Annotated in this window: 18 protein-coding genes; 12 read left to right on the plus strand and 6 right to left on the minus strand. The window is 67.1% G+C overall.

The genetic code is table 11. The features are described 5' to 3' along the window. Positions 1-36: 36 nt before the first annotated feature. Complete coding sequence (locus AC0J5J_RS00835; RefSeq protein ID WP_134422785.1) at positions 37-1,452, minus strand: MFS transporter; 1,416 nt, start codon at positions 1,450-1,452, stop codon at positions 37-39. Then, positions 1,452-2,162: a purine-nucleoside phosphorylase gene (gene deoD / locus AC0J5J_RS00840; RefSeq protein WP_474899006.1), complete on the minus strand. Its 711-nt coding sequence runs from the start codon at positions 2,160-2,162 to the stop codon at positions 1,452-1,454. Before deoD ends, AC0J5J_RS00835 begins: the two co-directional genes overlap by 1 nt. An 89-nt stretch (positions 2,163-2,251) precedes the next feature. Here deoD and AC0J5J_RS00845 point away from each other — a divergent pair, with 89 nt between their 5' ends. From AC0J5J_RS00845 to AC0J5J_RS00860, 4 genes are all read left to right on the plus strand, one after another. Beyond that, positions 2,252-3,043: a GntR family transcriptional regulator gene (locus AC0J5J_RS00845; protein ID WP_134422789.1), complete on the plus strand. Its 792-nt coding sequence runs from the start codon at positions 2,252-2,254 to the stop codon at positions 3,041-3,043. A 70-nt stretch (positions 3,044-3,113) separates the two neighbouring features. Beyond that, the gene (locus tag AC0J5J_RS00850) at positions 3,114-3,578 is read left to right on the plus strand and encodes a methyltransferase family protein (protein WP_474899007.1); all 465 of its coding nucleotides are present in this window, start codon (positions 3,114-3,116) and stop codon (positions 3,576-3,578) included. A gap of 101 nt (positions 3,579-3,679) precedes the next feature. Then, on the plus strand, positions 3,680-4,165 hold the full coding sequence (locus tag AC0J5J_RS00855; RefSeq protein ID WP_134422793.1) for a thioredoxin family protein: 486 nt from the start codon (positions 3,680-3,682) through the stop codon (positions 4,163-4,165). Beyond that, positions 4,165-4,905, plus strand: coding sequence for a cytochrome c biogenesis CcdA family protein (locus tag AC0J5J_RS00860; protein WP_134422795.1), 741 nt, complete (start codon positions 4,165-4,167; stop codon positions 4,903-4,905). Before AC0J5J_RS00855 ends, AC0J5J_RS00860 begins: the two co-directional genes overlap by 1 nt. Positions 4,906-4,928: 23 nt before the next feature. On the opposite strand, the gene AC0J5J_RS00865 is transcribed toward AC0J5J_RS00860, so the two are convergent. Next, a complete protein-coding gene (locus AC0J5J_RS00865) occupies positions 4,929-5,234 on the minus strand; it encodes a hypothetical protein (RefSeq protein ID WP_474899008.1) in 306 nt (101 codons plus the stop codon). Positions 5,235-5,348: 114 nt separating this feature from the next. Between AC0J5J_RS00865 and AC0J5J_RS00870 the strand changes: the two genes are divergently transcribed. The 5 genes from AC0J5J_RS00870 to AC0J5J_RS00890 all read left to right on the plus strand — a co-directional run bounded on the left by AC0J5J_RS00870 (position 5,349) and on the right by AC0J5J_RS00890 (position 12,116). Then, on the plus strand, positions 5,349-6,851 hold the full coding sequence (locus AC0J5J_RS00870) for a DUF3375 domain-containing protein (protein WP_134422799.1): 1,503 nt from the start codon (positions 5,349-5,351) through the stop codon (positions 6,849-6,851). Next, positions 6,844-7,554: a DUF4194 domain-containing protein gene (locus tag AC0J5J_RS00875; RefSeq protein ID WP_134422801.1), complete on the plus strand. Its 711-nt coding sequence runs from the start codon at positions 6,844-6,846 to the stop codon at positions 7,552-7,554. The genes AC0J5J_RS00870 and AC0J5J_RS00875 overlap by 8 nt, the downstream gene beginning before the upstream one ends. Continuing rightward, positions 7,551-10,943: an ATP-binding protein gene (locus AC0J5J_RS00880; RefSeq protein ID WP_474899010.1), complete on the plus strand. Its 3,393-nt coding sequence runs from the start codon at positions 7,551-7,553 to the stop codon at positions 10,941-10,943. The genes AC0J5J_RS00875 and AC0J5J_RS00880 overlap by 4 nt, the downstream gene beginning before the upstream one ends. A 90-nt stretch (positions 10,944-11,033) precedes the next feature. Next, a complete protein-coding gene (locus AC0J5J_RS00885; RefSeq protein WP_134422805.1) occupies positions 11,034-11,483 on the plus strand; it encodes a DUF4383 domain-containing protein in 450 nt (149 codons plus the stop codon). A gap of 75 nt (positions 11,484-11,558) precedes the next feature. Next, positions 11,559-12,116 carry a hypothetical protein gene (locus AC0J5J_RS00890; RefSeq protein WP_134422807.1) on the plus strand — a complete coding sequence of 186 codons (558 nt, stop codon included), beginning with the start codon at positions 11,559-11,561 and terminating at the stop codon, positions 12,114-12,116. Between the two features lie 320 nt (positions 12,117-12,436). Here AC0J5J_RS00890 and AC0J5J_RS00895 read toward each other — a convergent pair whose 3' ends face one another. Genes AC0J5J_RS00895 through AC0J5J_RS00905 form a run of 3 tightly spaced genes read right to left on the minus strand, consistent with a single transcriptional unit; the run spans position 12,437 to position 14,204 of the window. Beyond that, a complete protein-coding gene (locus AC0J5J_RS00895; protein ID WP_474899011.1) occupies positions 12,437-12,886 on the minus strand; it encodes a DoxX family protein in 450 nt (149 codons plus the stop codon). Next, positions 12,883-13,191 carry a hypothetical protein gene (locus AC0J5J_RS00900; RefSeq protein ID WP_134422811.1) on the minus strand — a complete coding sequence of 103 codons (309 nt, stop codon included), beginning with the start codon at positions 13,189-13,191 and terminating at the stop codon, positions 12,883-12,885. Before AC0J5J_RS00900 ends, AC0J5J_RS00895 begins: the two co-directional genes overlap by 4 nt. Beyond that, positions 13,188-14,204: a 1-phosphofructokinase family hexose kinase gene (locus tag AC0J5J_RS00905; protein ID WP_474899013.1), complete on the minus strand. Its 1,017-nt coding sequence runs from the start codon at positions 14,202-14,204 to the stop codon at positions 13,188-13,190. The genes AC0J5J_RS00900 and AC0J5J_RS00905 overlap by 4 nt, the downstream gene beginning before the upstream one ends. A 38-nt stretch (positions 14,205-14,242) precedes the next feature. Between AC0J5J_RS00905 and AC0J5J_RS00910 the strand changes: the two genes are divergently transcribed. The 3 genes from AC0J5J_RS00910 to AC0J5J_RS00920 are packed head-to-tail and all read left to right on the plus strand — an operon-like array spanning position 14,243 to position 16,422. Continuing rightward, positions 14,243-14,656 carry a VOC family protein gene (locus AC0J5J_RS00910; protein ID WP_474899014.1) on the plus strand — a complete coding sequence of 138 codons (414 nt, stop codon included), beginning with the start codon at positions 14,243-14,245 and terminating at the stop codon, positions 14,654-14,656. Between the two features lie 11 nt (positions 14,657-14,667). After that, on the plus strand, positions 14,668-15,663 hold the full coding sequence (locus AC0J5J_RS00915; RefSeq protein WP_474899016.1) for a DUF389 domain-containing protein: 996 nt from the start codon (positions 14,668-14,670) through the stop codon (positions 15,661-15,663). 27 nt (positions 15,664-15,690) lie between these two features. Beyond that, on the plus strand, positions 15,691-16,422 hold the full coding sequence (locus AC0J5J_RS00920) for a glutamine amidotransferase (RefSeq protein ID WP_474899018.1): 732 nt from the start codon (positions 15,691-15,693) through the stop codon (positions 16,420-16,422). Positions 16,423-16,459: the final 37 nt, after the last annotated feature.

Here is a 16,459-nt window from a genome sequence, read left to right on the forward strand (position 1 = left end):
CGGTTGGTTGGGGTCACAATGTCTCGTGAAATTCCCTCATCGATCGTCACGGCCGCCTGGTGTGGTCACCTCGGTGTCCGTGCGCTCCAGAACCCCGACGAAGACGCGGTAGAGCACGAGTCCGAGGGCAGCGACCCCGGTCAGGATCAACAGAATCGACCCGTAGGAGGATGCCTGGTCGGTGCCGGTGATACCGCCCAGGAGGTTGGGCTGCAGTTTCATCAGTGCTGCCGTGTAGGCGATCCCGACCGGCACGGCGATGTTGATGGTCAGGTTGTAGAAGCCGATGGCGATACCGGTGTTCTCGACCGGTACCCGCATGACGGCGGTCGACACGAGCGGGCCGTACATCAACGCAAACCCCATCCCGAACAGGATCATCGAGATCACGAAGATCCCGATCCACTGGCCCACCAACAGAGCCGGAATCAGCATCGCGATGACGATCACGATCAGGGCGATGGTGATGGCCTGCTTGGAGGTGAGGAACCGGGCGATCTTGCCGGTTGCGGTGCCGACGATCACCGCGGCGATGTATCCGGGGATCAGCAGCAGGGAGACCTCGCCGAGGTTGTAGTCGTACACGTCGGAAATCAGGAACGAGAACAGGAAGGTGTAACCCAGCTGCACCGAGTAGGTGACGAACACCACGATGATCATGAGCGAGTATTGGGCGTTGGCGAAGAACGCGCTCGTGATCACGGCGTTGTCATGGGTCCGGATGTGCCAGATGAAGAGAATCAGCCCCGCGCCGACGGGCAGCAGGTACAACGCGTTGAAGTTCTGCATGAACAGGATGAGCCCGGTGGAGAACACCGCGATCAGGAAGAGGCCGAACACATCGACGCGTCCGCCGCCCGTCGTCTCCGTGGAGACCGTCCGCAACACGACCGGGATGGCCAGCAGGGACAATAACGCGACCAGGAAGAACGCAGCCCAGCCGATGTAGGTGGCGATGAACCCGCTGCCTACTGTGCCGATCAACAGGGACAGCTGGAAGGCAGCGGTGCTGAAGCCCAGGTACTTCTTCTGCTCGTCGCCCGTGAAGTGCTTGGTGACGTAGATCACGTAGAGGGTCTCGGCGGCCGCCAGGCCGGCGCTCTGAATCAGCCGGCCGACCAGGATCAGCCAGAAGTCGCCCTGGAAGACGAAGCCGATCAGTGACCCGATCGTCATCACGATGATCGCGAAGATGATGAGTCTCCGGATACTGATCGAGTCGGCCAGCGCGGCGTAGACCACGGCCCCGATACCGATCAGGATTCCGGCCAGGGTGGCTTGCAGGCTGACGGTGTTGACCGGGAGATCGAGGCTCTCTGCCAAAGCCGGGGACATGAACTTGAAGCCGTTGTCCAGCACCAGCGAGAAGACGAAGAGGAACAACAGGACGGGGACGGCACGGCTCGGCGTGAAGACCCGGGCCGGGGCTGTGGTTTGGGTTGCGGTACTCATCAGGCCAATTCCAGCGCGATCTCGATCATGGCGGTGAAGGCGGTTTGCCGTTCTGCCGGGGTGGTCTTGGCGTTGGTGACGATCTGGTCGCTGACAGTGAAGATGGCGAGCGCATCGACGCCCGCGGCCGCGGCGTTGGCGAACAGCCCGGCCGACTCCATCTCGACGGCCAGGATGCCCATCTTCATCCACTTGCTCAGGGCGTCGGGATCGGCGCTGTAGAACACGTCGGATGAGAGGACGTTGCCGACGTGGGTGCGGTGACCGCGCTCGTCGGCGACTCGCTTGGCCTGCTCCAGCAGCCGGAACGACGAGAGTGCCGCCCAGTGGCCGGGCAGGTTGAACTGGTCCAGATAGTTGGAGTCGGTCGATGCGCCCTGGGCGATGACCACATCGTAGAGGTCCATGTTCTCCTGCAGGGCGCCGCAGGTACCGACGCGAATCAGGTTCTTCACCCCGAAGTGGTGGATCAACTCATAGCTGTAGAGCGAGATGGAGGGAATGCCCATCCCTGTGCCCATGACGGACACAGGGCGTCCCTGGTAGGTGCCCGTGAAGCCCAGCATGTTGCGAACCTCGTTGAAGCAGCGGACGTCATCGAAGTACGTCTCAGCGATGAACTTCGCTCGTAGGGGATCGCCGGGAAGGAGGATGGTCTCGGCGATCTCCACTCCCTTCGGATCAATGTGCGGTGTGCTGGTCGTGGTCATGGTGACTCCTTCGTCTGGACTGCAGTATGAAGTTACACCTCTCAAGTACTATGTGAAACGTGATAACGTCAGAGTGACAAGGAGGTCTCGTGACGACCCGTTTGGATCCCCACACGTTCTTGGGACAGCAGCTCCAGCTCGCCGCCGGGCAGCCGATTCGAGTCGCTGTCTACACGCGGCTCGCCGAGGGGATCCGCACTGGCGTGTTCCGGCTCGGCGAGATGCTGCCCAGGGAAACCGAGCTCTCCGCACTGCTCGGCGTCAGCCGCACACCTGTGCGCGAGGCGCTGATGCTCCTCGAAGAAGACGGGTTGCTGGTCACCCGTCGTGGAGTCGGGCGATTCGTCACGGACTCGATCCCGCACGGCGGTCTGGAACAGATGCGGCCATTTGAGATCGCCTTGGCCGAACCGAATACGACGATGACCGTGCAGCCGGTGCGCTTCGAGTTGGAGGGCTTCACCGACTTCGTGTCCAGCCGGCTCGCGCTCGACCCGGCTGCCAACGCCTGGATCCGCGAGAGTGTCCTGCTGCAGGACGGTGTTCCCCTGGCCCTCGTTCAGGAACATCTCCCCGCTGGGCGCTACCTCAGCGATGTGAGCGCGCGCATCGCATCCGAACTCCCGGAGATGGCCGCGGCACCCCGCACGCTCCTCGCATCCATGCAGGCCGACGGCCACGTTTTCACGAATGGAATGTGTCAGGTCGTCGCAACCAACGCCGGCCCTACGCGAGCGAAACTGCTGAACATCGACCCGTCTGTGGCGGTCCTCATTCTCACCCAGACGGCGGGTCTGGGCGGAGTGCCGCTCTACGCCGCGAAATGTGTCATCGCGCCTGGCCATGGGGCGCTGTCGATAATGCAGCACAACCCGAACTAGTCGGCGACCGCGACCGCGACGGCGCTGCCGCCTGACACCGGTGACCGGCGCCGGGGCGTAACCTCGAGCCATGAAACGTGCGCTCGCGGTTGCCCTGGTGTCGGCCCAGTTCGTGCTTCTGCTGGCGCTGGCCTTCCTGCCTCACAGCACGTTGTGGCCGGTGAGTCCGGGCGTCGTCGTCGTCACGATCCTGCTCGCCCTCGCCGGTGCGGTCATCGCCGTTCTCGGAGTGCTCGGCCTCGGCCCGGCCCTCACGGCGAGCCCGATCCCGCGGGAACACGCGCCCCTCGTCACCGGCGGCGTCTACGGCCTCGTGCGCAGCCCCATCTACACCGGACTGATGACCGGCGGCCTCGGCCTGGCGTTGATCGGCGCCTCGGCCCTGCACATTCTCACCTGGCTCGCCCTGGTGCTGCTCCTGGCCGGCAAAGCGCGCTGGGAAGAACGGATGCTCGTGTCCGAGCACCCCGATTACGCCGACTACGGCGCCCGCGTCGGGCGTTTCCTGCCTGGTGTCGGCCGGCTGAAGTCGTGACGCCGTAAGCAATCCGTAAGACCTGACGGACACTGGATCGGCAACGATGGAAGCACTAGACACAAGCCCCTATCGGTGAGAGCCGTGGCCAAAGGAACCCCATGAACATGCACAGGAGCGCTGCCGCACTGGCACTGACCGTTGCGGTGGTCGTCGGCGTGAGCGGCTGCGCAAGCAGCACCGCCGGCACGCAGGTTGAAAGCCAGGCCGACAACCCGGCAGGCACGTCTGCCAGTCCGGCCACACCGGCGGCCGGCGAGGCCCCCACCCCGGCGACGGCAGCAGGCGCCTACATCGACTATTCCGACGGAATCATCGCGAAGACCGAGGGCACCAAGGTGCTCTTCTTCCACGCCTCCTGGTGCCCGAATTGCCGGGCGCTGGAGAAAGACATCAACGCGGGCCCGCTCCCGGCCGGGCTCACCATCATCAAGGTCGACTTCGACAATGCCGTCGACCTGCGTCAGCAGTACGGCGTCACCCTGCAGACGACCGTGGTCTACGTCGATGACGACGGTTCCGAACTCGGCAAGACGATCCTCGCCGAAGACCCCAGCGTCGACGCACTCGTCGCGGCTGCCCCGTAGTGGACGGTCTGCTCCTGGTCAGCCTGGCCGCGGGCATCCTGACCGTCGCGGCACCCTGCGTGCTGCCGCTTCTGCCCGTGATCGTGGGGGGATCGATCGTGAGCGAGGAGGCCGATCCGCGTCGGGCGCGCCTCCGCCCGCTGGTCATCGCGGCCTCCCTCGCCGTCAGCGTGGTCGCATTCACCCTGCTGCTCAAGGCGACCACGGCTCTGCTGGGTATTCCGCCGCAGGTGTGGCAGGTGATCGCCGGCGGCATCGTGGTGCTGCTGGGCGTGAACCTGCTGGTCCCCACGCTCTGGGAGCGGGTGTCCTCGGCCCTCGGCCTGCAGAACCGCAGCAACCGCGCCCTGGACGCGTCGATCGGACGCCAGAGCCTGGGCGGAGACATTCTCACAGGGGCGGCGCTCGGGCCGGTCTTCAGCAGCTGCAGCCCGACCTACGCGCTCATCGTCGCGACCGTGCTGCCGGTCTCCTTCGGCGAGGGTCTGCTCTACATCGTCGTCTATGCGGCCGGTCTGGCAGGCACGCTGATGCTCGTGGCGTACCTCGGCCGGTCCTTCGCCAAGCGGCTGGGCTGGCTGGCCGATCCCGCAGGATGGTTCCGCCGGACCGTCGGCGTGGCCTTCATCCTGGTCGGGATGGCCGTTCTGTTCGGGCTCGACAAGACGCTGCAGTCGTTCATCCTCGATCTCGGCTGGTACGACCCGATCGCCGGGCTCGAGGAGCTCCTGCGCTCCTGACCCTCCCGGCCAGGCCGAACCGGCTAGAGAAAGATCAGAACCAGACGCACCGCGACAGCTGCAATCGCGACGCCCGACAGTGCAAGCGACGCCAGCACCAGCCCGCGACCGCGGGCGCCGGCCGGGATGACACCGTAGGCCCGGAGGGAGAGGGACAGCCCGATCAGAGCCACGAACAGGGCAGGGAGCGGCAACAGGACCGCGAGGACGACGCTGACGACCGACACCCAGAAACCCGGCACCCGTCCCGGCGTCTTCGACCAGTCCAGGTGGGGTGCCCCGAGACCCAGCAGATTGTTGCCCTCCATGTTCGCGCGCGGGTCGTCCACTTGTCGCTCCTTCAGCTTGTCGTGACAGTCTCACACGTCAGGGCCGGTCAGACTGCGTCCCTGCCCGTGCGCGGGGGCGGCTACCCTTGAGGAGGCCCGGAAAGGAACTTCTATATGAGCGAGCTTGCGGGCGAACTGGCGCGGGTGCGCGAAGCGTTCGACAAGCCCACCCTGCGCCTGCTGGACCGCAAGTGGGCGCCGTTCGTGCTCTTCGTGTTCAAGTCCTCCTTCAGCCGCGACCGGCGCAGCGTGCAGGCCGACCTGCTGCACGCCCAGGTCGACGCGTACCTCGCCGACCTGCGGTCGGTCGGCAGTGACGTCCCGGGAAAGACCGGCCGCGCCCTCTGCGTGCAGTGGATGAACGATCAGTGGCTCTACCGCGAAACGGGGGAGGGCGATGAGGAGCACTACTCGCTCACGTCGCACGCCCTCGAGGCGCTGTTGCTGGTCGAGAGCCTGTCCCGCGATCGGGCGTTGATCAGCGAATCCCGTCTCACCACGATCGTCGACACGGTGCGCCACCGCGCCACGCAGGCCAACCCTGACCGGGAGGAGCGCATCCGTCGCCTCGACCAGGAGATCGCCGAGAAAACGGCCGAGCGTGACCGCCTCGCGGCCGGCGGCGAGATCGCCGCTGCCTCGAACGAGCAGATGCACGAGGGCTATGTCAACCTGATCGACCTGATCAATCAGCTGCCCAGCGACTTCAAGCGCGTCGAAGAGTCCGTTGCCGCCATGCACCGGCAGATCGTCAACGACTTCCGCGGTGAGGAACGCCCGATCAGTGAGGTCCTCGACGAGTACCTCTCCAAAACGGATGCTCTGATGACGTCGACCCCGGAGGGCCGGGCCTTCGAGGGAGCCTTCGCTCTGCTCCGCAACGACGACCTCCTGCAGGAACTGGGCGACGACCTCGAGACGATCCTGCTGCACCCCTTCGCCCTCGAGCTCAGCTCCATCGAGCGTCGCGGCTTCATGGGCACCGTGCGCCTGATCCGGAAGGGCATCGACGCTGTGCTCACCCAGCGCAACGGGCTCACCACCACGTTGCGCGAGCACATCGTCAACCACGACGTGGTCAAGGACCGTGAGCTCGAACGGCTGCTGCGCGAGATCAACAAGGAACTCGCCCTCTGGATGGAGACCGCCGGGCCCCGCTCCACGGTCACCGCCGAACTCATGCCGGGAACCCTCGACGTGGAGCACCTCCGGGAGCGGTTCTACGATCCGGGTGCCCACCGGGCCCCGCCTGCGCTGCAGGATGTCTCCGACGACGCCCCGCTGCCGCCGAGTCTCGACGAGATGCGCCAGCAGGGCGGCCCGCTGCTGGGGGAGCTGCGCGACGCGATCGTGACGGCCTTCAGTCACGGCGAGGCGGCATCCGTCGGCGACGCGTTCAACGAGCTCGACCCTGCCCTGCGCAGGCCGGTCGAAATCCTGGGGATGCTGCAGATCGCCACCCAGATCGACGCGGTCAGCCGGGCTCAAACCCTCGAGCGCTTCGAAACCGTCCGGCCGGACGGCTCCACCCGCAGCTTCGCGGTGCCCCGAATCATGCTCAACGACGACGAAACCGCGGCGCTGTCCGCCCTGAACTACGGATCTGACGATGACTGACGAGCACACTGACGAGCCCACCGATTTCGACTCACCCAGCTTTTCCCTGTTCGAGGGCGATGAGGGCGGGCTCACGGTGGAGCAGCGCCGCACCCTGGTGCTGCTGCTGAAGCACCGCTACATCTCCGCTGCGCTGCAGCCGGCCGAGTGGCAGACCCTGCTGCGCTCCGAGAGCCTGCTCACGTCGCGCCTGAACGACATGTTCCTCGACCTGCACATCGACCGGCACTACGAGGTGGCGTTCAAACGGCAGGCGGTGGCCGAGGGCGGTGACCGGTTCCCCACCCTGCTGCACGACGTGTCCTACACGCGCGAAGAGACCATTCTGCTGGTGCTGCTGCGCCAGCGCTTCCGCAGCGAACGGGCGAACGGCCAGGACATCGTCATCGTGGACCGCGTCAACCTGGTCGAGAACGTCGGGCATTTCCGGCCCGAGCACGCCACCGACCGCTGGGGCGACGCACGCCGGGCCGCGGCAGCGGTGGACGCACTCGCCAAGGCACGGGTGCTGCTGAAGACGAGCGACCCCGACCGGTTCCGTGTCTCCGCCGTGATCGAGGTGCTGCTGCCGGTCGAACGCCTGAGTGAACTGCTCGAATGGCTGGTCAGCCACAACGCCGATCCCGGCTCTTCGGCGCAATTACCGGAGCACGCCGACCTCGACCTCGCCGATCTCACCGCTCTGCCGGAGGCCCTCGCATGACCGACTCCCCGCTGTTCTTCGTCGACGGTCTGACCGAGGGCACCACGCAGTGGCGCGCCGAATCGTTCCAGATGGTCAACTGGGGCGGATTCCAGGGCCACCACGAGATCGCCTTCGCGCCGACGGCCACCCTGGTCTCCGGGGCCTCCGGAACCGGCAAGAGCAGCCTGCTCGACGCCTACCTCGCCCTGATGATGCCCTCGGACACCCCGTTCAACGGCGCGTCCAACGACGCCGGCTCGGGGCGTGCGCGCAGCGCCGACCAGCGCAGCCTGATGACCTATCTCAAGGGTAAGACCGACGCCAACCGGGAGGCCGGCACGGGGGAGTTGCAGGACCAGGTGCTCCGCGGTGCCAACGAGTCCACCTGGGGTGCGGTTGCCATGACCTTCATCGACGACAACCAGCGCCGGTTCACCGTATTGCGGGCCTATTTCGTGCCTCGCGGCGGCACCCGGTTCGCCGATATCACCATGAAGATGGCCACGATCGACGGCTACCTCGACCTGCGCGACCTGGCCGAAGTGACCGAGTCCCGGTTCGACAAGCGCGCCCTGAAATCCCGGTTCCCCGAACTGGATGTCTTCGACACCTACGCGGCGTTCGCCCAGACCCTCTACACCCGCCTCGGCATCGGCGCCAACGGCGAGGGCGGCAAGGCCCTGCGGCTGCTCGCCCGCATCCAGGCCGGCCAGCAGGTCAAGACGGTCGACGGGCTCTACAAGTCGATGGTGCTGGAGGAACCGGCCACCTATGCCGCCGCCGACAAGGCCGTCGCCCACTTCGAAGACCTGGAACGCTCCTACGGGGCCATGGTCGCCGAGGCGCAGAAGGCCAAGGTGCTCGAACGCCTGCCCGATCTGCACAACGCCTATGAGACGGCCACCGACAAGGCCGACCTGATCGACACGTTCGGCGTGCACCGCTCGGGCGACACCCCCTTCGTGCTCTGGCAGCTGCGCACCGAGCACACCCTGCTCGAGGGAGCCGCCGACGCCAACCGGCTGCAGCGCCGTGAAACCCAGGTGCGGCAAACGGCGGCGCGGGATGCCGAAACCGAGTTGAAGGTTCGGGTCGCCGACCTCCAGCGTCAGCAGCGCGAGAACGGCGGAGACGTTCTCGTCAGCCTGCAGAACGAGCTCGGACAGCTGAGAGACAAACGTGACGACGTGGCCGCCGAACGGGCGAAGTTCGACGAGCGGATCCAGCCGCTCGGGCTCTCCATCGACTCCGCCGACGACTTCGACCGGGCCCGCGCCGACGCCGACGCGTTCCTGGCCGGCTTTCCCTCCGCGGAGACCGACCTGGAGGATGAGCGCACCGCGGTGCAGCGCACCGCCTACCCGATCGAGGAGAACCTCCGCGTCCTGAAACAGGAGCACACGTTCCTCTCGGGCCGGGCCAGCCTGGTCCCACAGCACCTGCACAGCGCGCGGCTGCTGATCGCCGAGGCGTCGGGTATCCCCGCCGAGGAACTGCCGTTCCTGGCCGAGCTGATCGATCTGGCCCCCGGCGAAGAGTCCTGGCGGCAGGCGGCCGAGGTCACCCTCGCCTCCGTCTCGCGCGTCATGCTTGTCGACGAGACCCGCCTGCGTGCACTCAGCCTGGCCATCGACCCTTTGCGCATCCCGGTGCGCATCCACTTCGAGGGGGTTCCCCTGCGGGGCCATCAGGAGATCGACGGCGACCCCCGCTTCGTGTCGGGCAAACTCGTCTTCACGGACTCGCCCTTCAGCGGCTGGGTGCAGGATCGGGTGCAGGCCGCGAACCTCGACGCGGAGTGCGTCGCCACGGCGGCCGACCTGGGCGGGAACGGCCCTCGGGTCACGCCGAGCGGGCAGACCCGCAACGGCTCCCGCGGCGCCCACGGCTGGAACAGCGACCAGAAGTCGATCATCGGCTTCTCCAGCCGCACCCGCCTGCAGGACATCGACGGGGAGCTGGCCCGCCTGCGGCTCACGGCCGACACCCTGGCACGGGAGGCATCCGGTCTCGGTTCGCGCCTGGCCGACCTGCGAGCCCGCAACGCGGCGCACCGGGTCGTCGCCGACGCCGTCTTTTCGGTCATCGACGTGGCCGCCGCGGACGCCCGCATCACCGACAAGCAGGCCGAACGGGAGAGGGTCCTCGCCGACAGTGACGTGCTTCGCGCGCTGAAAGACGAGGAAGAGCGGCTGGCGGCCGAGCTGGAGGCCGCGCAGAAGCAGAAGCACGCCACCGAGGGAGCGCTGCAGGCCCTCGTGACCGAGCAGGGCCGGATCGTGGACCGGCAGGATGCCGTCACCAGCCGGCTCGATCGCATCGACGGTGACCCGGAAGCCGCTCTGCAGCTGTCCGAGGAGCATGCCACCCACCTCGACGCGCAGTTCGCGGCCGTCGCCGACCAGCACGATCTCGACGCGTTCGACGGGGCCATCAAACGCCTGCGTGAGCGCCTGACCGAGCAGTCCAGCCAGGACCGGGACAGCGCCGCCGGCGCCCGCAACACCCTGATCGGCATCTTCGAGACCTTCCAGAGCCGCTGGCCTGACCCCAATATCGGCGTCTCGCTCGATTCCTACCCGAGCTACCGGGACATCCTCGACGCCGTCTACACGCTCGGACTTCATGAGCGACGCCAGGAATGGAAACGGCGCCTGGCGCTCTGGAGCGGTCAGGACCTGGTTCCGCTGGTCGGGGCCTTCACCACCTCCATCGAGGAGATCGAGGATCGGCTTCGTCCGATCAACGAGATCCTCACCACCCTGCCGTTCGGCGCCGGGCGCGACCGGCTCCAGATCAGTCTGCGCCGCCTGCACCGCGACGATGCCACCGCGTTCCGCAAGGAGCTCAAGGCCCTGTCCGGGGGATCCACCGTCGCCCTCACCGACGAGCAGACCGAGAGCCGGTTCACCCGGCTGCAGGCGTTCATGGGGCTGATCCGCCGTCCCGCCGACGGGTCCCGGCAGGACACGCAGCGCGACCTGCTGCTCGATGTGCGCCGGCACGTGGAGATCACCGCCGTGCGTACCACCCCCGACGGTGTGGAGGTCAGCACCTACTCCTCTCTCGGCGGCAAGAGCGGTGGCGAGTCCCAGGAGCTGGTGGCCTTCGTCGTCGGAGCCGCCCTGCGGTTCCAGCTCGGCGACGAGAGCCGCACCCGCCCGCGCTTCGCCCCGGTCTTCCTCGACGAGGGATTCGTGAAATCGGACTCCGAATTCGCCGGCCGGGCTGTGGCCGCCTGGAAGGGGCTGGGCTTCCAGCTCATCATCGGTTCCCCGCTTGACAAGGTCACGGCGCTCGAGCCGCACATGGAACTGGTGCTCTCGATGACCAAGAACAACACGACGGGGTTCTCGTACATCACCCCGCTGTCCTCGCCGCAGCCGGTTCCGCAACCCACACGGTAGGGCCTTGCGCGTTGTCCGCACCGGGCGAAAACTGGGAATGTTCCACCAACACCTTGTGTACCAACAAATGTGGTCCTAAGGAGGCCCGCAATGACTAGTTCCCTCAACCGGATGTTCGGAATCGTCCTCGGAGCACTGTTCCTCCTCCTCGGCCTGCTCGGCTTCACTGCGACAGGCAACGTCGGCTTCGTTGCGACGGAGGGTGGCTTGCTCCTTGGCACCTTCGAGGTCAACCCGATGCTCAACGTGGTCTACATGCTCCTCGGAGCGGCCCTGCTGATCGGCGGGGTGGCCAGTGTCCGGGCGGCGAAGATCGTCAACGGAACCGTCGGTGGCATCCTGCTGCTGATGGGTATCATCGGCTTCTTCATCGTCGGCACCGAGTTCAACTATCTCGCGCTGAACACGGCCGATCACGTCCTGAACCTCGTGACCGGAGTGGCACTGCTCGGAGTCGCCCTGGCGGCGGAGAGGCGTGCGACACCGGCGATGACAACCACCGCGCAGAAGCAGAGCACCTACACCAGCGACACCGAGTGACACGCACCGGATCAGGGCCTTCGTCGAGGAGGAGGGCCCTGGTTCCAGCGCGTCTGCCCGCTAAGATTTTGTAGCGTGACCGCTATCAAGCTGATCGTCGATGAGGGGCTCACAATCGCGCTCTCCGCCGTTCGCATGGCGGTCAAGAACGACATCATCGTGGGTGCGCTCGGCGAGCATTCCGACTACGACCCCGAGCACTATGCGGCGATGGCGCGGCACGAGTTGCACCTGCTCACTCGTCAAAACGAGGAATACGCCCTGCGAGTGAAGCAAATGCGCAGGGCGCTGATCAAATCACGGTGGACCGCCGACCTTTCGGAAGACCAGATCCACGACATCAGCCAGCTCAAGCTCCGCCGGCGCGTGCACGAGAAGCTGGCGGTGGCTCTGGAGGAAGTGGCCGCGGACGACGATCGGGTCGCGCGTCTCGTGCGCCGGGCCCAGCGCGCCGCGAGCGACGAGGTCAGCGACGCGGTGTCCTCACGCCTGATCAAGTTGAACATCGACTGGCGGGATCCCGACTACGAGGAACGCCGGGCGGCACGCACCGAAGTGTTCCTGCACATCGACCTGGCCCTGCTCAAGCTGAAGCACGATGCGGCGATCGGCGCCGACGCCAGCGACTACTGACGCGGCCGCCGGCGCCGACGGCCGGACGGAGCTCAGCTGCGGGAGAAAAGCCGGGCGAAGAAACCGGGGGTGGGTGCATCGTTCTCGTGGCCGCGGCACCGCTGTGCTCCCGGAACGCCTCGCATCACCTGGTCGACGTGCTGACCGCACCCGGCCCAGGTCGTTTTTCCGCACTTCTTACACGTAACTTGACGGCACATCTGTTGATCCCTTTCGTTGAACTCGTCTGCTCAACATACCCCATGGGGTATCGGATTCGCCGCATGGATCCTGAATACGTGGCTGAATCAGTCGCGAATCAGTCGCGAATCAGCCGCGCGTCAGGAGTCCTTCCGGCTCGCACGCCAGGCACGCCACGCTCCGGTCGACCACAGTGCCCACAGCACGAGCACCGGCTGGAACAGCAGGCGGATGCCGCGGGCGACGTCCGTGTCCAGGCCGAACGAATCCGTCTGCGTCACGAACTGGGAGATATTGCCCGGGAAGATCGCCAGGAAGAACACGGCCACGACCCAGCCCACCTGAACCTGGCGCCGGGCCAGCAACAGCAGCGCCAGGCCCAGGGTGATCTCCACCACTCCGGACGCGAGCACGACGAAATCGCCCTCGAGCGGTAGCCAGGTGGGCACCTGGGCGAGGAACGCCTGCCTGTTCCAGGCCAGGTGGCTGATCCCGGCGAAGAGCAGGAACAATCCCAGGGCCAACCGGGCGATCAACCGGGCGATCGAGGTCACGGTACGACCGGTTCCAGGTGCTCCGCCAGCGGTCATGCGGCGACCTTCGCGGCGATTTCGGCGTCGGTCCGGGCGTTGAAGACGCCCCACATCATGTGTGTCGGGCCGCTGCCGTCGCTACCGGGCGCCGCGGGGCGGCTGACCCAGCGCTCGGCTGCGGCGGTGGCGCCGAGCGCAGCCAGGGACGGGGCGATGCGAGTCTTGCGCAACGTGCCGGCCATCACCCTGCCGTCGGCGGCGAGCCGCCACCCGCGGCTGGCGGCGAGCACCTGCCCGACCTCCTCGTCGGTGAGCCAGCGGGAAAAGCTGCGGCTGGGCGGATCAATCGCGGTGAGTCTCATGCGAGCGCCACCAGCTCGGCTTCCAGCCGCTCGACGTCGGCACGGTGGCAGAGCTCCGTGGCCGGGGTCATGGCGGTGGCGCTGCCGGCGGCGACGGCAGCCCGGAAGGCCCGGTCCACCGGGTGCCCCTGCGCGATCCGCAGGACGAAGGCGCCGAGAAAGCTGTCGCCGGCCCCGACGGTGCTCTTCACCTCGACCTGCGGCACCCCGAGACGGATGATCCCGCTGGTCGTGGCGAGCACGGCACCCGCTCCGCCGAGCGTCAGGGCGACGATCTGCGCCGATCCGCGGGCGACGAGCTCGGCGGCCGCGTCGATCTTGCTCTGCTCGGTGTCGAGGGTTGCACCGACGAGCTCACCCAGCTCGCGTCCGCTGGGTTTGACCAGGTAGACACCCTCCGCGAGCGCCGCAGCGAGCGCCGGGCCGGACGTGTCCACGACGCAGTGGGCGCCGCGCTCGTTCGCGAGCCGGGTCACCCGGGCATAGAAGTCGTCCGGCACTCCCGGCGGCAGGCTGCCGCTGGCGACCACATAGCCGCCCACCGGTATCGCCTCTTCGACGACGGAGAGACAGGCCCGCCACTCGGCTTCACTGAGCTCGGGACCCTCCAGCACGAAGCGGAACTGCTTGCCCGTTCCCGTCTCATCGACGGTGAAGCTTTCGCGGGTGCTTCCCTGGATCGGCACCGCCAGGGTCGGGATGCGCTCGGCTTCGATCAACCGGCGGAAGGCCTCCCCGGTCGGGCCGCCGGCGGTGTAGACGGCGAGGGCCTGCCCGCCGAGCCGTTGCACCACCCGGGCCACGTTCACGCCGCCGCCGCCCGGGTCGAGGCGGGACCGGCCGCAGCGCATCTTGTGCTCGCTGACCACCTGCTCGGTCGACGTGCTCACGTCGAGTGCGGGGTTGACGGTGAGGGTGAGAATCGGCCGCACAGTAGCGGCCCGGGAGACGTCCATGTCCCCAGCGTAGAAGACTTCCGGGCGTGCCTCGTGCTGGCGCGGGGTCCGGCTCATAATCGGAGCATCCACTCACCGATGCCAGGAGGTTCACCATGACGACACGGCTCAATCCCTACCTGGGATTCCGCGACAACGCCAGGGAAGCGATGGAGTTCTACCAGAGGGTCTTCGGCGGGGTGTTGACCCTGAGCACCTTCGGCGAGTTCCAGGCCAGTGATGATCCGACCGAGCAGGACAAGATCATGCACGCCATGCTCAGCACCGACGACGGCCTGGTGCTGATGGGCTCCGATACGCCGAACCGGATGGAATATCGGCCGGGGACCAACTATTCCGTGTCGCTCAGCGGCGACGACGAACCGGTGCTGCGCGGCTATTGGGACAAGCTTTCGGCCGGCGGCACGACCGTCATGCCGCTGTCGCCGTCGCCGTGGGATGACAGCTTCGGGATCTGCGTCGATGAATTCGGCGTGACCTGGATGGTCAACATCGCCGCACCCGCGTAGATCCGCGGCGGATGGAGATCAAGCTGCCCCGCCTCGCGATGAACGATGTGGCCTACATGCGGGAGACCGTGTTCTACGAGGGGCCGCGTTTTCGCGAGCGGGTCAGCCGGTTCTGGATCCTGCTCGTGCTGGCATCGGTCATCGCCGCTGCCGGTGTCGCCTCCGATTCCACCGCGACCGTGATCGGGGCGATGATCATCGCCCCGCTGATGATCCCGATCCAGGGCACCATGCTGGCCACGGTCCTCGGCGACCCGAAGAACCTCAGCCGGTCGATCGGCCTGATGCTGGCGGGGGCCGCCGCCGCCATCGGCATCGCCGTGCTGGTCGGGCTGCTGCTGCCCGTGGACGTCCTGGCGGAGAACAACTCGCAGGTCGCCGCCCGGGTTCATCCGCGCCTGATCGACCTGCTCGCTGCTCTCGGCACCGGGGTGGTCGGTTCCATCGCCCTGGTCCGCCGGGACATCTCCGACGCACTGCCGGGCGTGGCCATCGCGATCTCGCTCGTGCCGCCCCTCTCGGTGGTGGGCTTCACCTTCGAAGCCGGTGCACTGCTGCAATCGCTCGGTGCACTGCTCCTCTTCATGACGAACGTTGCGGCGATCCTCGGCACCGGCATCGTCGTGATGGCGCTCTACGGAGTCAACCGTTTGGGTGAGGCCCCGGCCACCCCGCGGGCGCGACGCACGCACCGGCGCAACGGCATCCTGGTCGCCGTCGCCATGGGCGTGATCGTGCTCGTGCCCCTGAGCGTCTCGAGCGTGAGCGTGGCCCGCTCGAACCTGTTCGAAGCATCCGTGCTGTCGGTGTCCCAGCGCTGGGCGACGGATGCCGGCTGGCGGCTGGACAGCGTGACGACCGACCCCGACAATACGGTGGTCGTCAGCGTGGAGGGTTCCCTCCCGCTGCCGGACACCACCGTGCTGGAGCAGGAACTGCGCGCCGGCGGACTCGACCCGAAGCAGGTGAGGCTCGTGCTGGTTCCCGCGTACACCGTCGACTACTGACGTGCAGGCCGACGCTACGATGAGGCTGTGAAGCCCTTCCTGCTGCTGGCCACCCGTTCCGAGGACGAGGCCGCCGACGACGAGTACGCCGGTTTCCTCGAGGCCGGGGCACTGCTGCCCGAGCAACTGCACCGGGTGCGACTCGAGGCCGGTCCGATGCCGTCGATCGACCTGGACGCGTACTCGGGCATCATCGTGGGTGGCAGCCCGTTCAACGCGAGCGATGCTCCCGCGGTCAAGTCGCCCGTGCAACGCCGCGTCGAGAGCGAGCTGGCCGAACTCCTCGACCGGGTCCTCGACCGGGACTTCCCGTTCCTCGGCGCCTGCTACGGGGTGGGGCTGATCACGAGCCACCTGCGCGGCACGCTCGACGGCACCTGGTCGGAGGAGGCCGGCCCGGCCTGGATCTCGCTCACCGACGCGGGGGCATCCGATCAGCTTTTCGCCCGGCTCGCGCCGAGCTTCGAGGCCTTCGTCGGACACAAGGAGGCGTGCTCGGCGCTCCCCAAGGGTGCCGTGCTGCTGGCCACCGGGCAGAACTGTCCGGTGCAGGCCTTCCGGGTCGGCCGGAACGTGTACGCGACGCAGTTCCACCCCGAGCTGACCAATGCGGGAATCCTGACCCGCATCCGGATCTACCGGGAATACGGCTACTTCGATCCCGACGCCATGGAAGACGTCATCGCCGCCATCGACGCGTCCATCGTCACCGAACCGGCCAACCTGATGAAGGCCTTCGTCGAGCGCTTCGGTCGGTGAGGCGACAGCCGGTCCGGGGCAGGTCCCGCACCTAGAG

Source organism: Cryobacterium sp. TS_SC_7 (assembly GCF_056156285.1).

Excerpts from the sequence above, each read along its gene's own strand:
- AC0J5J_RS00835 (WP_134422785.1), bottom strand. The coding sequence starts at position 1,452 with ATGAGTACCGCAACCCAAACCACAGCCCCGGCCCGGGTCTTCACGCCG.
- deoD (WP_474899006.1), bottom strand. The coding sequence starts at position 2,162 with ATGACCACGACCAGCACACCGCACATTGATCCGAAGGGAGTGGAGATC.
- AC0J5J_RS00850 (WP_474899007.1), top strand. The coding sequence starts at position 3,114 with ATGAAACGTGCGCTCGCGGTTGCCCTGGTGTCGGCCCAGTTCGTGCTT.
- AC0J5J_RS00855 (WP_134422793.1), top strand. The coding sequence starts at position 3,680 with ATGAACATGCACAGGAGCGCTGCCGCACTGGCACTGACCGTTGCGGTG.
- AC0J5J_RS00870 (WP_134422799.1), top strand. The coding sequence starts at position 5,349 with ATGAGCGAGCTTGCGGGCGAACTGGCGCGGGTGCGCGAAGCGTTCGAC.
- AC0J5J_RS00875 (WP_134422801.1), top strand. The coding sequence starts at position 6,844 with ATGACTGACGAGCACACTGACGAGCCCACCGATTTCGACTCACCCAGC.
- AC0J5J_RS00880 (WP_474899010.1), top strand. The coding sequence starts at position 7,551 with ATGACCGACTCCCCGCTGTTCTTCGTCGACGGTCTGACCGAGGGCACC.
- AC0J5J_RS00885 (WP_134422805.1), top strand. The coding sequence starts at position 11,034 with ATGACTAGTTCCCTCAACCGGATGTTCGGAATCGTCCTCGGAGCACTG.
- AC0J5J_RS00895 (WP_474899011.1), bottom strand. The coding sequence starts at position 12,886 with ATGACCGCTGGCGGAGCACCTGGAACCGGTCGTACCGTGACCTCGATC.
- AC0J5J_RS00900 (WP_134422811.1), bottom strand. The coding sequence starts at position 13,191 with ATGAGACTCACCGCGATTGATCCGCCCAGCCGCAGCTTTTCCCGCTGG.
- AC0J5J_RS00905 (WP_474899013.1), bottom strand. The coding sequence starts at position 14,204 with ATGAGCCGGACCCCGCGCCAGCACGAGGCACGCCCGGAAGTCTTCTAC.
- AC0J5J_RS00910 (WP_474899014.1), top strand. The coding sequence starts at position 14,243 with ATGACGACACGGCTCAATCCCTACCTGGGATTCCGCGACAACGCCAGG.
- AC0J5J_RS00915 (WP_474899016.1), top strand. The coding sequence starts at position 14,668 with ATGGAGATCAAGCTGCCCCGCCTCGCGATGAACGATGTGGCCTACATG.